This window comes from Burkholderia metallica (assembly GCF_902832845.1).
GTDB lineage: Bacteria > Pseudomonadota > Gammaproteobacteria > Burkholderiales > Burkholderiaceae > Burkholderia > Burkholderia metallica.
Genome location: NZ_CADFDB010000002.1, coordinates 439,227 through 452,820 on the forward strand (window position 1 = coordinate 439,227; position 13,594 = coordinate 452,820).

Annotated in this window: 14 protein-coding genes; 5 read left to right on the forward strand and 9 right to left on the reverse strand. The window is 65.2% G+C overall.

Features of this window, described 5'->3' with window-relative positions; genetic code table 11:
• The first annotated feature begins 1 nt into the window (after position 1).
• Both HWX08_RS09300 and HWX08_RS09305 read left to right on the forward strand, forming a co-directional pair.
• Positions 2–1,456: an FAD-binding oxidoreductase gene (locus tag HWX08_RS09300; protein ID WP_174921376.1), complete on the forward strand. Its 1,455-nt coding sequence runs from the start codon at positions 2–4 to the stop codon at positions 1,454–1,456.
• 32 nt (positions 1,457–1,488) lie between these two features.
• Entirely contained in the window at positions 1,489–1,731 is a 243-nt protein-coding gene (locus tag HWX08_RS09305) for a hypothetical protein (protein WP_107314032.1), read from the forward strand.
• 109 nt (positions 1,732–1,840) lie between these two features.
• Here the strand turns inward: HWX08_RS09305 and HWX08_RS09310 are convergent, their stop codons facing one another.
• Genes HWX08_RS09310 through HWX08_RS09320 form a run of 3 tightly spaced genes read right to left on the reverse strand, consistent with a single transcriptional unit; the run spans position 1,841 to position 4,750 of the window.
• Positions 1,841–3,193, reverse strand: a complete 1,353-nt coding sequence (locus HWX08_RS09310; protein ID WP_069258625.1) for a TRAP transporter large permease — start codon at positions 3,191–3,193, stop codon at positions 1,841–1,843.
• A 4-nt stretch (positions 3,194–3,197) separates the two neighbouring features.
• On the reverse strand, positions 3,198–3,767 hold the full coding sequence (locus HWX08_RS09315; RefSeq protein WP_174921377.1) for a TRAP transporter small permease: 570 nt from the start codon (positions 3,765–3,767) through the stop codon (positions 3,198–3,200).
• Positions 3,764–4,750 (reverse strand): TRAP transporter substrate-binding protein, encoded by a 987-nt coding sequence (locus HWX08_RS09320; protein ID WP_069258627.1) that lies wholly within the window; start codon positions 4,748–4,750, stop codon positions 3,764–3,766. Before HWX08_RS09320 ends, HWX08_RS09315 begins: the two co-directional genes overlap by 4 nt.
• A 593-nt stretch (positions 4,751–5,343) precedes the next feature.
• On the opposite strand from HWX08_RS09320, the gene HWX08_RS09325 reads away from it, so the two are divergent.
• Positions 5,344–7,509 carry a glycoside hydrolase family 28 protein gene (locus HWX08_RS09325; protein ID WP_425128437.1) on the forward strand — a complete coding sequence of 722 codons (2,166 nt, stop codon included), beginning with the start codon at positions 5,344–5,346 and terminating at the stop codon, positions 7,507–7,509.
• Between the two features lie 70 nt (positions 7,510–7,579).
• On the opposite strand, the gene HWX08_RS09330 is transcribed toward HWX08_RS09325, so the two are convergent.
• From HWX08_RS09330 to HWX08_RS09340, 3 genes are all read right to left on the reverse strand, one after another.
• Complete coding sequence (locus tag HWX08_RS09330; RefSeq protein ID WP_226242856.1) at positions 7,580–8,665, reverse strand: helix-turn-helix transcriptional regulator; 1,086 nt, start codon at positions 8,663–8,665, stop codon at positions 7,580–7,582.
• Between the two features lie 400 nt (positions 8,666–9,065).
• Positions 9,066–9,317: a hypothetical protein gene (locus tag HWX08_RS34690; protein ID WP_341773820.1), complete on the reverse strand. Its 252-nt coding sequence runs from the start codon at positions 9,315–9,317 to the stop codon at positions 9,066–9,068.
• Between the two features lie 776 nt (positions 9,318–10,093).
• Positions 10,094–10,582, reverse strand: a complete 489-nt coding sequence (locus HWX08_RS09340) for a RidA family protein (protein ID WP_174921381.1) — start codon at positions 10,580–10,582, stop codon at positions 10,094–10,096.
• 282 nt (positions 10,583–10,864) lie between these two features.
• Between HWX08_RS09340 and HWX08_RS09345 the strand changes: the two genes are divergently transcribed.
• Positions 10,865–11,164, forward strand: coding sequence for an H-NS histone family protein (locus tag HWX08_RS09345; RefSeq protein WP_069258631.1), 300 nt, complete (start codon positions 10,865–10,867; stop codon positions 11,162–11,164).
• Positions 11,165–11,326: 162 nt separating this feature from the next.
• On the opposite strand, the gene HWX08_RS09350 is transcribed toward HWX08_RS09345, so the two are convergent.
• Complete coding sequence (locus HWX08_RS09350) at positions 11,327–11,659, reverse strand: cupin domain-containing protein (protein WP_174921382.1); 333 nt, start codon at positions 11,657–11,659, stop codon at positions 11,327–11,329.
• A 129-nt stretch (positions 11,660–11,788) separates the two neighbouring features.
• Positions 11,789–12,298: a flavin reductase family protein gene (locus HWX08_RS09355; protein ID WP_174921383.1), complete on the reverse strand. Its 510-nt coding sequence runs from the start codon at positions 12,296–12,298 to the stop codon at positions 11,789–11,791.
• On the opposite strand from HWX08_RS09355, the gene HWX08_RS09360 reads away from it, so the two are divergent.
• Positions 12,297–12,569, forward strand: coding sequence for a hypothetical protein (locus HWX08_RS09360; RefSeq protein WP_174921384.1), 273 nt, complete (start codon positions 12,297–12,299; stop codon positions 12,567–12,569). The two genes, HWX08_RS09355 and HWX08_RS09360, sit on opposite strands and share 2 nt — an antisense overlap.
• Here HWX08_RS09360 and HWX08_RS09365 read toward each other — a convergent pair.
• Complete coding sequence (locus tag HWX08_RS09365; protein WP_208454946.1) at positions 12,566–13,594, reverse strand: methionine synthase; 1,029 nt, start codon at positions 13,592–13,594, stop codon at positions 12,566–12,568. The two genes, HWX08_RS09360 and HWX08_RS09365, sit on opposite strands and share 4 nt — an antisense overlap.

Consider the following 13,594-nt stretch of genomic DNA (forward strand, 5'->3'; position numbering starts at 1 on the left):
GATGAGTGCCCAGCCCGAGCGCGCCGTGCAACGGCACGCACTCGCCGCAACGCTCGGCGACGGCTGGCTCGACGGTGCGTCGGGCCAATCGAGTGAATCGGACAAATCGGACGAAGCGTGCGAATCCTGCGCGCCGTACGTGGCCGACGTCGCGCATCACGGCGGCATCGCGCTCGGCATTGCGCGGCCGGCGTCGACCGCCGAGACGAGCGCGCTCGCGCGGGTCGCCGTCGCGCACCGCATCGCGCTCGTCGCGCAGGGCGCGCGCACCGGGCTCGTCGGCGCCGCCGTGCCCGACCGCAGCGGCACCCAATGCGTGGTGTCGTTCGACCGGATGCGCGCGGTGCGCGCGTTCGACGCGGCCAATCGCAGCATCACGGTCGACGCCGGCGCACGGCTGTCCGACATCAACCGCGTGGCGGCCGAAGCCGGTCTCTGCCTGCCGATCGACCTCGGCAGCGATCCGGCGGCCGGCGGCCTCGTCGGCGCGAACGCGGGCGGCAGCCGCCTGATCAAGTACGGCGACGTGCGCCGCAACGTGCTCGGCGTCGAAGTCGTGCTCGCCGATGCGGCCGGCACCGTGATCGACGCGCTCGCGCCGCTGCGCAAGCGCAACGCGGGTTTCGACGTCACGCAATGCTTCATCGGCGCGAACGGCGCGAACGGGCTCGTGACGGCCGTGTCGTTCGCGCTCGCGCCGCTCGAACGCTCGTCGTGCGCCGCGTTCGTCGCGTTTGCGTCGTACGACGCGGCGCTCGCCGGCCTGCTCGCGTTCGAGCGCGCGTTCGGCGAGATGCTGTCGGCGTTCGAGTTCATGTCGGCCGCGGCCGTCGGCTGCGTCGCGGCCGCGTATCCGGCGGTGCGCGTTCCGTTCGACGCCGATGCCGGCGCGTGCCATGCGCTCGTCGAAATCGCGACCGGCCTGCCGGGGCTCGATGCGCTGCTCGAAGAACGCGTGATCGCGACGCTCGACGCGCTGGCCGGCGAGCAGGTGGTGCTCGACGCGGCCTGCGCGCCGGCCGAACGGTTCTGGCGCATCCGCGACGCGCTGCCGGCCGCGGTCGCGCAGGACGGCAGCCCGCTGTCGTTCGACGTGTCGTTTGCGCGCGGCGCGCTCGCCGCGTTCGTCGCCGACGCCGAGCAGTGGATCGCGTCCGCGCATCCGTCGCTGCGCTGCTACGCGTTCGGACATTTCGGCGACGGCGGCTGCCATCTCGTCGTGTCGATCCCGCACGCCAGCGCGCCACGCTACGGGCCGCTGCAGCAGGTGGCGCTGCGCGGCGCGCTGTACGAGCGCGTCGTGCGCGCCGGCGGCTGCTTCAGCGCGGAGCACGGCGTCGGGCCCGTCAACGTCGCGTACTACCGCAAGCACGTGCCGGCCGCCCAGCGGCAGGTCGCCGCCGCCGTCCAGCACGCCGTCGATCCGCTCGGGCTGATCGGGCGTGTCCGCTATTGACGCGCCGCTGCACGGCGCCCTGGAGAATTCACATGATGCTTCGACACCCGCCCGGCCCGAATACGGCCGACGAACCGGAGAACGACCCGCCGTTCGCCGGCATTCCGGCCACGCTGCCCGACTCGGGCGTCGTGATCAACGTGGGCGGTGTGGCGTACGTGATCCGGCTGCCGCCGCGCGATCATGCGCGCCCGGCGCTGTGGCGCGAGCTGGCCGATTGGCGCGACGACCGGTCGGCCGGCGGCAACGGCGAGCCCGATACGCGGCAGGATTGAGCGTTCAGGTGCGTGGCCGCAAATCGAACCCGGCCCGCAAAAACGACCGCGGCGCCTGACAACCTCGGTCGTCAGGCGCCGCGTCGGGCGAGCCGCGCGTTTCGGCGAATCAGAACACCGCGTGCCCGCTGATCAGGCTCGGCAGCCACGTCGAGAAGAACGGCATATACGTGACGATGTTGATCGCGCTGAAGATCGCGAGGTAGTACGGCCACGCCATCTTCGTGGTCTCGCCGATCGACACGTTGCCGATCGCGCAGCCGACGAACTGCACCGAGCCGATCGGCGGATGCACGAGGCCGAGCGAGCAGTTCAGCAGCAGCATGATCCCGAACTGCACCGGCCCGACGCCGCACGCCATCGCGATCGGCAGGAACAGCGGCGTCGTGATCAGGATGTGCGCGGCCATGTCGACGAACGTGCCGAGGAACACCTGGATGATGTTGATGTACAGCAGCATCAGCCACGGCGCGGCGGTCGACTGCTTCAGCAGCCCTTCGATCGCATCCGGAATCTCCAGGTACGACATCTGGAAGCGCAGCATGTTGGACACCGCGATCAGCAGCAGCACGACGCCCGTCGTACGCGCCGCGTGCGACAGCGCACGGCGCAGCTTCTGGGCCGTCAGCGTGCGGTAGACCACTGCTGTCAGCACGAGCGAGTACACGACGGCGATCGCGGCGGCTTCGGTCGCGGTCGCAATCCCCTTCGCGACGCACACGAGGATGATCGCGATCACCATCAGGCCGGGCACCGCGCCGACGAAGCTGCGCAGCACCGCATACCAGCCGGGGAACGCGGGCAGCGCGGACGAGCCGTCTTCACGGCGCGGATAGCCGTGACGCACGGCCTGCCAGTACGCGGCGGCGAGCACGAAGCCCATCACCCACAACACCGGCAGCAGCCCCGAGAACAGCAGGTCGCCGATCGACACGCCACTCACCGGCTGCCCATGCAGCATCCCGGTGATGCCCTGCGCGGCGAACGCGTAGATGATCATGTTGGTCGACGTCGGCATCAGCGCACCGGCGAGCGACGCATGCGTCGTCACGTTGACCGCGTACGCGGCGCTGTAGCCTTCGCGCTTCATCAGCGGAATCACCACGCCGCCCATCGCCGACGTATCGGCGGTCGGCGAGCCCGACACGCCGCCGAACAGCGTGCAGGCGACGACGTTCGCCATCCCGAGGCCGCCGCGGAAATGGCCGACGGTCGCCTGCGCGAAGCGCAGGATCCGGTCCGCGATGCCGCCGTGCAGCATCAGTTCGCCGGAGAAGATGAAGAACGGCACCGCGAGGAACGAGAACGCATTCATCCCCGAGATCATCGCCTGCATCGCGGTGGCGATCGGCAGGCCTTCGACCATGTAGGTGAGCACGCAGGCAATCCCGAGCGCGAACGACACGGGTACCCCGAGCACGAGGAAAATCAGAAAACTGACGGACAGGATCGCGAGTTCCATGGCGTTATTGCCCCGGCGAAGAACGACGAAGCGCGAGCAGGTGCTCGAGCGAGAAGAGAATGATGGCGATCGCCGCCGGTATCGCGATCAGGTAGCGCACGCCTTCGGGCAGCCCGATGATCGGAATGCGGTCGCCCATCGTCTCGGCGGCCATGCTGCCGCAGCCCGCCATGATCATGATCGCGAACGCGATCAGGCACAGGTGCTGGATCGCGATCACCACGGTGCGCGCCTTCGGCGACAGCCGGCGCACGAGCGAATCGAGGCCGATATGGCCGCCGTCGCGCACCTTCATCGCGGCGCCGAACATCGCGATCACGATCACCAGCAGCAGCGCGATCGGCTCGACGAAATCCGGCGCGTTCTCGAACACGTAGCGCATCACGACCGCATAGAACACCAGCACCGTCAGCACCGCGAGGCACGTGGACGCGATCACGGCCAGCACGCGAAACAGCACGTCGTTCACGCAGCGCAGCAGCGGCGCCGCATGCGGACGGTGCGGCGCGGCGCCGTCCGGGGCGGCAGCCGCCCCCGCGGCCGCCGCGCCGTTCAGGGAAGTGCGACGCGTCACTTGGTGGCCTCGATCTCGTCGACGATCTGCTTCATCTGCGGCGTCTTTTCATACTTCGTCCACAGCGGCTGCATCGCCTTCACGAACGCCGCGCGGTCGATCTGCGCGGCCGGCAGGATCTTCGCGCCGCCCTTCGTCACCATCTGCTGCGCGGACGCCTCGCGCGCGGTCCACAGCTTCTGGTAGTACGGCACCGAATCGGCCGCCGCCTTCCGGATGGCGGCCTGCTCCTGCGGCGACAGCGTGTCCCAGACCTTCTTCGAGAACACCAGCACTTCCGGCGTCATCGCGTGCTGCGTCTCCGAGTAATCGGGCGCCACTTCGTAGTGCTTGGTTTCCTCGTACGACGGCATGTTGTTCTCCGCCGCATCGACGAGGCCCGTCTTCAGGCCCGTGTACACCTCGGCGAACGGCATCGGCGTCGGCGTGCCGCCCATCGCCTTGATCTCGTCGACCATCAGGTCCGACGGCTGCACGCGCACCTTCAGCCCCTTCATGTCGGCCGGCGAGCGCACCGGGCGCTTCGCGTAGATCGAGCGCGCGCCGCTCTCGTAGAACGTCAGCGCGATCATCCCCTTCGCGGTGAACGCATCGAGGATCTTCTGGCCGGCCGGACCGTACATCGCCTTGCGGAAATGGTCGACGTCGCGGAACAGGAACGGGAACGACGGAATCAGCGATTCCGGCACGATCTCGTTGAACGACGCGCCGTTCACACGCGCCATGTCGATCGCGCCGATCCGCACCTGGTCGACCGTATCCTTCTCGGAGCCGAGCGCGCTGTTGCCGAACACCTTGATCGAATCCTTGCCGCCCGTCTGCTTCGACAGTTCGTCGCCCATGAACTTCACGGCCATGTTGGTCGGGAAATTGTCGCCATGCACGTCCGCCGAACGGAACACGCGCGCCTGCGCGGACATCGCGAAACCGGCCATCAGTGCGACGGCCAAGGCGGTACGGGAGCCGGTGAATCGGTGCTTCATGGTGAGTCTCCTAGATGGTCGATCGTTGTTGTGCGGCGATCCGTCGGCCCGCGTGGGCGTCGTCGATACGCGTTCCCGAACCGCTGAGTCATACGTCGTATGACGTGTTGAGCGAATGTACGTCGGTTAATCGTTTAACTCACTTGGTGCATACCCCTATAACCGCCTCCATAACGGGTCTGTGGCGTGGATCGGGGAATCCCGTTCTCTGTTTACGCGACTTTCAGCGAAACGTTTTCCGGAAACGGGTCTGGATTCGAATCGGGCACTTTCGTGGCGGTTTACCGACACATGAATGGCTGCTTTCGCTTCGTTCAGCCTTCGTTATAGGATGACTGACCTCAGCGCAGCCCTGCCGCCGGGATGCCACGAGCACACGCCGGCCGCGCATCGTGCGCGACGCGATTCGCGCCTGCGGCGCCCCACCCCGCCCCGACCACCCGCGACGGCGGCCGTGCCCGCTCCGTTCCACGCCAGCCTTGCCGGCGGCCCGCCCCGGCCGCGCGCTCGCCCCGCGCGACGGCCCGTGCCGTCCGACTGCCCGATACCCCAACCGGCATCGCGTTCGACCGATGCCTTATCAGGAGATCTCCGTGACGACGTTTCCCTTTTCCCGGCCGAACCGGCGCCCGCGCGCGCTCGGCCTGCTCGCCGCGCTGCTTGTGACGGCCACGGCACTCACCGCGTGCGGCGGTGACGATTCGAGCAGCACCGGCAGCGCCGGCGGCGGCGCGCCCACCGCGCCGCCCGCGACGAGCGTGTTCCAGGTCGGGACGACCACCGTCGATGCGAGCCTGCCGGCCGAACCCGCGCTGCCCGCCGACACGCAGGTGTGCAGCACGCTCGAGGCCGCCAATACGCTCGTGAGCCGCCCCGACGGCTCGCTACCGCCGGAGGCCGACCCGTCGACGGCCGGCGTCGGCAAGGCCGTGTCGGCCGCGACGGCCAACCCCGACCAGGCACGCATCCAGGCCGCGCTCGACGCGTGCGGCGCGGCGGTGGATGCCGAGGTCGGCGCGACGATCGCGGCGGCGGACGCCGCGGCCACCGCCGCGCAGAAGGCGGCGGCCGTGCCGAACGCGAACCTTGCCGGCGCGTCCGGCGAGGAGCTGGCCAAGCCGAAGTACCGCGCGAGCAAGTTCGCGGTGCGCCTCGTCGTCAACCATGGGGGCCCGGGCAACGGCTTCATCAGCGGGCCGCTGACGCTGCCGTCCGGCGTCACGCTGTGGATCGACAAGGGCGTCACGCTGTATGCGTCGCGCGACGTGAAGGCGTATTCGCCGAACGTCGCGGGCCCGTACTGCGGCAATACGGCCGTCAGCGCGACGAAGGCCGGCAGCTCGTCGAACTGCGCCGCAATGATCACCGGCACGAACCTCGTGAACGCGGCGGTGGTCGGCGACGGCCGCATCGACGGGCGCGGCTACGCGGAGCTCGTCACGTCCGATGCGAAATACCCGCTGATGAAGGTCGACCTGACCTGCTCGAACACGTACGCGGCCTACAAGGCCGGCACGGTGGCGCCCGACGGCACCGCATGCGACGACGGCGGCACCGTCGTCGATTCGAAATCGACGGTGCGCAACATGACGTGGTGGGATCTCGCGTATCTCGGCAACATGGTGCAGAACGGCACGACCGGCTTCGGCTCGCAGTCGAATTTCCGGCTGATGGTGTTCAACTACGCGAAGAACCTCACGCTGTACCGCATCACGCTGAACAACAGCCCGAATTTCCACGTGGTGCCGAGCGGCATCGACGGGCTGACGATCTGGAACGTGAAGGTGCAGACGCCGACGCTCGCCGCATTCGCGAACCCGGCCGGCAACGGCAATCCGCTGTACAACGGGCAGACCTTCAACGCGGACAACGTGAAGAACACCGATGCGTTCGACCCGGGCTCCGCGTCGAAGCCGACCGCGGCGGCGCTGTCGACCGGCAGCGCGACGACGTCCGCCGCCGCGATCTCGTTCGACGGCTACCTGAAGAACTTCGTGTTCGCGTACAACTACGTGAGCACCGGCGACGACGACATCGCGCTGAAGGGCAGCAACAATCCGGCGCCCGCCGGTTCGGGGCTGTTCGGCATCGACGGCAATCGCGACGTGCGCAGCGATCGCAAATGGGGGATCGCGATCGCACACAACCACATCTACTGGGGGCACGGCATCTCGATCGGCAGCGAGACCAACGGCGGCGTGACGAACGTTCAGGTGTACGACAATTCGTTCCAGGATTCGGAGGAAGGGCTGCGCATCAAGTCCGACTATGCGCGCGGCGGCGAAGTGAGCAACATCCGCTATTCGAACATCTGCATCCGCGACGCGAAGAACGCGCTGCTGTTCACGCCGTACTACAGCACGAAGGCCGTGCCCGCGAGCGGGCCGCTGTACCCGAACTTCCACGACATCTCGCTCGCGAACGTCGTGATCCAGGGCTCGGCCGGCGTGAAGCTGCAGGGGTTCGAAGCGAACACCGGCGGCTACGGCGAGCCGGCCTTCCCGCTCGTGATGTCGCTGAGCGACGTGGTTGCCGACACGCCCGACGGCATCGCGACGATCGCGTCCGACGCGAACCTCACGCTGCACAACGTGAACCTGCCGGTGTTCCCGTCGACGGCGAACCGGGTCGTCGTCAACGGCACGGCGGTCCGTACGATCGATCCGGCCAGCGTGCTCGACTGCAGCAAGGCGTTCGTCGACTTCCCCGGCATCGACCAGTCGAACCCGTTCGGTTCGACGTGGGCGCCGGCGCTGTAACGCGCGGCCGAGGCGCGCGGGCTTCCCGCACCGACGCGGGAAACCCACCGCGCCTGTGCGGGCGGCGCGTTCACGTTTGCAGGACCAGCGACGTCAATTGCGCCGCGCGCGCCACCGCCGTCTTCGCGTAGATCGATTTGATCTGCGAGCGGATCGTGCCGATCGACACGCCGCGCAGCGCCGCGCATTCCTGCGGCGACAGACCGTCGCAGCACAGCAGCACGGCGAGCTCGGCCTCGGCCGCCGACAGCCCGTAGAACACGCGCAGCCGCTGCGCGCGGGCCGACGGCGAATGCAGGTCGGCGGCCGTCATCAGCATCTCGACGCCCGGCCGCTCGCGTTTGACGCGCGACTGCTCGGGCACCGGCGTCAATGCCAGCGGCAACGGCTCGCCCGTCGTACGCCGCAACAACAGCCCGCCGCGCGCGTACGCTTGCCGCCACTGCGCATCGTCGACGCAGCCTTCCGGCGCGAATCTTCCGTTCACGACCCGCATCGCCGGCTCGGCCGTCATTAGTCGCTCGGCCGCGCGATTCGTGTAGCGCACCTCGCGCTGCGCACCGAGCAGAAACACCGGCACGGAAATCGCGTCGAGCGCCGATTCGGCGGCCGCCACACGTGCTTCCAGCGCGCCGATCCGCGCCTGGATCTGCAGCGCACGGTTGATGTGCATGCCCATGCCTTCGATCGCGCGACGCTGATCGTCGGAAAGCCCGTGCGATTCGAGGCCGCTCTGGACGCTGAGGAACGCGCCGGCGCCCTCGCTGCGATGGATGTACAGGCCGGCGATGCTGCCGATCCCGAACGGTTGGAGGAATTCCTGATAGAACGCGCTGTGCGCGCGCTGGTGCGCGGACAGGTGCCTGACGTCCTCGAACCAGCGCCCCGCCGGCCAGTTGCCGGCGACCGGCACGACCGGGTCGCACCGATAGAACTCGGTGTTGTACGCGTGGCGACATGCGGCGACCCACGCCGCGTCGTCGGCCGCCGCCTGCTCGATCGCCGGCACCCTCGCCGTGTCGTCGAACGACAGCAGCGTGACCATGCGCACGCCGACGCACGATCGCAGCCCGGCGAGCACCGTTTCCCATCGCTGATCGCCGAGCGCCGCCGCGTAGACGTCATCGATCCATGCCGACGGAATCAACCCGTTCATCTGCATCTGGCCACCCCGCGCCGTGCGTTTTTGTCGAACGACTTCAGCGCATCTTAGTCAATCGGCGCCCGCGTTTGAATCACTCGTTCTCGTTTGGTCGAAATACCACGTTTGTTACGGTTATCGTCAGACGGAATGTGGGGTTTTGGCTTCTTTTCAGGTTTCTTTTCCGGGTTTTTTGCAGACGTTTTTCGGCTTCGCCACGTAATCGAATCCGGCGCGCCAGGTCGCGCTTTTCATCCGCACCGGGTATGCGATGCGGCGGCGCATGGCGAACAATCCGACCGGCACCACGCTGTCGATCGACGAAATCCGCGCGGCCCTGCTCGATGAGATGGCGACCGGCCGGCCGGTCGGCGGCGCGATCGCGCGCGTGCCCGCGCCGGTTCCGACGATGCGCTTACTTCATCGTCGCGAACCGCGATTCCATCGCGTCGATCTTCACGAGCATCGCTTCGCCGAGCTTTCTGACGTGGCACGGCACGTCGGGCGCCGACAGCACTTCTTCGATTCGCCCGCGCCAGTAGCGCGGGTGCCGCACACGCCCCGCGCCCGACATCGACACATCGTCAGCGTTCGTCTCGCTGTCCAGGAGAGCCACCATTCTCTGAATGTGAGAAAGCTCTCGTTCCACGTAGTCTCGTGCCAGCATATTGATTGAAATTCCCCGAAATACGACAGCAGGCCTTCCGTCATCAACGCGCCATCATGCTGCGATGCAAACGATTCGCCGCACACGCCGGTCGCCATCGTACGAAAAAGCCGTGTCAGTCAACCGCATGGGCATTGGCTGATTTCGACCTGGAATGGCGGGCCGGTTCGTTTGGTCTGACGACTCCGGCCCCGATGCCCTGTGGCCAATCGTAGGCTGACTGTCGGGTAACGGCATCTCCCAAAGTGGGGATACCGGGCGATATCGGCGAAACGGGGTTTCCCGGCGTTGCGGGCGGCCGGGGATCGGTGCGACAGGCATTCGGCTACCGACGATGCGCGATCGCACCGACTCGTTGAACGGCGCGTAGGCGGCGCTCTGCTGTCGTGCAGTCAGAACGCGAAGATTTGCCGCGCGCGCAGGCGTAGCGCGTTGCCACATGCGGGGCAATTGCGGGTGTGGGTTTGACGCACCTGTTTGCTTTGAATGCACGGACCGCGACAACGTTCGCGCCCAATTCGATGGGCAGCGCACGGGATCGTGTGCGGACGGATTGCACGACTACGCGGCCTGCTTGCATCTGCCGGTGACGCGCATTCGTATCGCGGCTATCGGAAACGCCGCCTGAAGGATTCGAATTGCCTCTCGGGAGAGCAATTTTTTCGAATGCCTTCGGCAGCAGTCTTTTAATTGCTTTCGGCATTGCAAGCAAATGATGCATCGCCGACAAGATCGTTTCGTGAACCTACACACCTGCGAGATGCGGCCCGCGGAAATCAGCCGCCGGTATCGCCACGCTTCAGCCCGAAAATGAAATCCGCCTCCACCGACGCGCCTTTGGGCAATTGCAGCACGCCTACCGACGAGCGCGTATGAACGCCGGCGTCGCCCAGCACGGCATACAGCACGTCGGATGCGCCGTCGGCGACTTCACTTTGCATCGTGAAACCGGGTGCGCTTCGCACGTACACGGTGATGCGCGGCACCGACGCGATCGCGTCGAGCGTGCCGCGGTGCTTTCTGATCAGCGACAGCGCACGCAGCGCCGATACGCCCGCCGCGCGGCGAGCGTCATCGAGCGAAACGGATTCCCCCGCTACGCCGATGAAATGCACCACGTCGCCGATCCGCGGAATCTGGCCGGCCACGTAGGCCGTGTTCCCGTCGACCAGAACCGGCGTGTACTTTCCGCCGATCCTGATTTCCTCGTCCGGATTGAAGCCGAATTCGGCCGCGATCTGTACCAGCTTATCGTCTCTGTTCATGGGTGAATTCCCCGATACTTCAGAAAAATGTAAAGGATAATTAAGTCACGGCTGACTGTCTGCAGAAAAAAAGACATGCCGTGCACGGTCAAAGCGACCGGTCGTCGCCGTTAAGCTTTCCCGGGTAATCCTCCATGTTTTCTCAACCGCGATACACTTTTCAGGCAATGGAAGCAGTCCTGCATAGCCAGATTGACGAAGAAATTCGTAGTCTGAGTGAATTTCCTCAAAACTTTCCGTTGAAACCGCTATCATATGTGTACTCAACCTGAAGAGTGATATATGGCAACTTACAAGGAACTGAAAGCCCAAATGGAAGCTTTGGCCGAGAAAGCCGAAGCTGCCCGTGCCGCGGAATTCCAGGCGATCATCGAAGACATCCGCACCAAGGTTGCGGAATACGGCATCACCGAAAAGGACATTTTCGGCACGCGTCGTGGTCGCCCGGCGAGGCAAGCGGCTGCTCCCGTGCAGGCCAAGTATCGCGATCCGAAGACCGGGGCGACCTGGTCGGGCCGCGGTCGCGCGCCCGCATGGATCAAGGACGCAAAGAATCGCAATCGCTTTCTGATTCAGGAATAAGATTCTCGACGCGTACCGGCGTGCGGTATAGCGCGCCGTCCTGCCATTTGGGTATCGATACCGGCGGTATTCAAAGACCGTTCCCGGTTGATGAAGCTTTGCGCGTTCCGGCGCGTGGTTGCACGCTACGCGCCGGATTGCGCGCCGCCCGACATTCCCGATTCAACGTTCGTAATAAATCGCAAGCCAGACGGATTGCGTCTCTTCGTGCGTCCATGCGACCCGATGGCGGCAATGCGGCTCGATCAGCACGTAGTCGCCGGGATGCATTTCATGACGTTTCGCACCCTCTTCGAATTCGAGCACGGCCGCGCCCGACAGCAGCACGACCCATTCGGCGCGCGGGTCGTCATACCAGAAGCCGTCGGGGCTCGTGTGGCCCATCGATACGATTCGCTCGACGTTCAGACCTTGGCCGGTGACGAGGAGGTCGATATGTTCATCGTCGCCGCGCTGGCCGTCGGTCGTGAACAGGTTGCCGGTTTGAAGTTGCATCGGGTGGCGTAGCCGGGGCAATCGGCATTGAAGTGGCGGGAATGTTCACTGTAGTGCAGTGAGTGCCGGCACGGCTGACTTGTTTTGCGGCGATGGGGGCGTGATGCGCGCAATCCGGCCCAAAGACATTCACACCGCGCCCTGCGCGGCGATGTTGCAATATTGCCCCTTGAAATACAGCAATGGCTGCGTGGCAGTCGCTTCTTGCAGGTTCAACGCTTTCACTTCACCGATCACGATCAGGTGATCGCCCGCGACGTGTTCGGCATGGATTTCGCAGTCGAGCCAGTGAAGGCTGCCGACGATGATCGGGTTGCCCAGCGGCGATTCCTGCCATTCGACGCCGCGCCACTTGTCCGTGCCTCGTCGAGCGAACTGGTTGGAAATCCCGACTTGCTCGTCCGACAGGATATTGACGACGAATCGACCTGCCCGGCGGATTTTGGGATAGCTGGCCGAACCGGACATCACGCTGAACGACACCAGCGGCGGGCTCATCGACACGCTATGGAACGACTGGCAAGTGAAGCCGATCAGCTCGCCATCGACGCGTGATGCAATGACCGTGATACCGGATGCGTAATGTCCGAGTGCTTCGCGAAAGCGCAATGGCTCGATGACGGGGCTGGAAATTGACATGGCAGATACTGAATGCTGGGGGCGGCTCGAAAATGCCCGGGAAAGCCGGAAGTCGTCAGTGAATTCCGGCCTACTTCATCGGTTGTCGATCGAGGAAGCGGCCCATCGATCGAAGTCGACAGAACCGAAGCGGGACTTTGCTGCATCGTCGTGCTCGGAAAATCCGGGCGGCGTGTTCCGGCCGATTCAGGCAGCGCGTTTGAGCCTTTCCCTGAAATCCGCATCGCCTTCCATTCCCCGAGCACCGCTTCTGACCGCAGCGCGGAACTAGTTCGAGATTTCTCTTCGGACGATTTCTGCGCCCGCGCTCAACGCATTCAGCTTGCCTCGCGCCACTTCACGAGACAGGGGCGCCATGCCGCAGTTGGTGCAAGGATAGAGCTTGTCGGCATCCACGAACTGAAGTGCTTTTCGTAGCGTGTCGGCCACTTCGTCGGGCGTTTCGACGGTATTGGTCGCCACGTCGATGGCCCCGACCATCACCTTCTTGCCCCGAATGAGTTCGATCAGATCCATCGGAACACGCGAGTTGTGGCACTCCAGCGAAACCATGTCGATGCTGGATTTTTGCAGCTTCGGGAAGGCCTCTTCGTATTGCCGCCATTCCGAACCCAGCGTCTTTTTCCAGTCGGTGTTGGCCTTGATGCCATAGCCATAGCAAATATGCACGGCAGTCTCGCACTTGAGACCTTCGATGGCCCGCTCGAGCGTCGCAACGCCCCAGTCGTTCACCTCGTCAAAGAAGACGTTGAACGCGGGTTCGTCGAATTGAATGATGTCGACGCCGGCAGCCTCCAGTTCCTTCGCCTCCTGATTCAGAATCTTGGCGAACTCCCAGGCCAGCTTTTCTCGGCTTTTATAGTGATCGTCATACAGCGTATCGATCATCGTCATCGGGCCCGGCAGCGCCCATTTGATGGGCTGCGTGGTTTGCCGACGCAAAAACTTCGCATCTTCAACGAAAACCGGCTTTTGTCGGGCAACGGCACCGACGACCGTTGGCACGCTGGCATCATAGCGATCGCGAATTCTGACGGTCTTGCGGTTCTGAAAATCGACCCCGCTCAGGTGTTCGATGAACGTGGTCACGAAATGCTGACGCGTCTGCTCACCGTCGCTGACGATATCGATGCCCGCGTGTTGCTGCTCTTGCAACGACAAACGCAGCGCATCCTGTTTGCCCTCGATCAGTCCTTCGTCCTGCAATTTCCAGGGCGACCAGAGCGTCTCGGGTTGTGCGAGCCACGAGGGTTTGGGCAGGCTGCCGGCAGTCGACGTAGGTAACAGTTTCTTCAC

Bases quoted from the DNA above. Each gene is read 5' to 3' on its own strand.
- HWX08_RS09300 (WP_174921376.1), top strand. From the start codon at position 2: ATGAGTGCCCAGCCCGAGCGCGCCGTGCAACGGCACGCACTCGCCGCA.
- HWX08_RS09305 (WP_107314032.1), top strand. From the start codon at position 1,489: ATGATGCTTCGACACCCGCCCGGCCCGAATACGGCCGACGAACCGGAG.
- HWX08_RS09310 (WP_069258625.1), bottom strand. From the start codon at position 3,193: ATGGAACTCGCGATCCTGTCCGTCAGTTTTCTGATTTTCCTCGTGCTC.
- HWX08_RS09320 (WP_069258627.1), bottom strand. From the start codon at position 4,750: ATGAAGCACCGATTCACCGGCTCCCGTACCGCCTTGGCCGTCGCACTG.
- HWX08_RS09330 (WP_226242856.1), bottom strand. From the start codon at position 8,665: ATGAACGGGTTGATTCCGTCGGCATGGATCGATGACGTCTACGCGGCG.
- HWX08_RS34690 (WP_341773820.1), bottom strand. From the start codon at position 9,317: ATGCTGGCACGAGACTACGTGGAACGAGAGCTTTCTCACATTCAGAGA.
- HWX08_RS09340 (WP_174921381.1), bottom strand. From the start codon at position 10,582: ATGAACAGAGACGATAAGCTGGTACAGATCGCGGCCGAATTCGGCTTC.
- HWX08_RS09345 (WP_069258631.1), top strand. From the start codon at position 10,865: ATGGCAACTTACAAGGAACTGAAAGCCCAAATGGAAGCTTTGGCCGAG.
- HWX08_RS09350 (WP_174921382.1), bottom strand. From the start codon at position 11,659: ATGCAACTTCAAACCGGCAACCTGTTCACGACCGACGGCCAGCGCGGC.
- HWX08_RS09360 (WP_174921384.1), top strand. From the start codon at position 12,297: ATGGCAGATACTGAATGCTGGGGGCGGCTCGAAAATGCCCGGGAAAGC.
- HWX08_RS09355 (WP_174921383.1), bottom strand. From the start codon at position 12,298: ATGTCAATTTCCAGCCCCGTCATCGAGCCATTGCGCTTTCGCGAAGCA.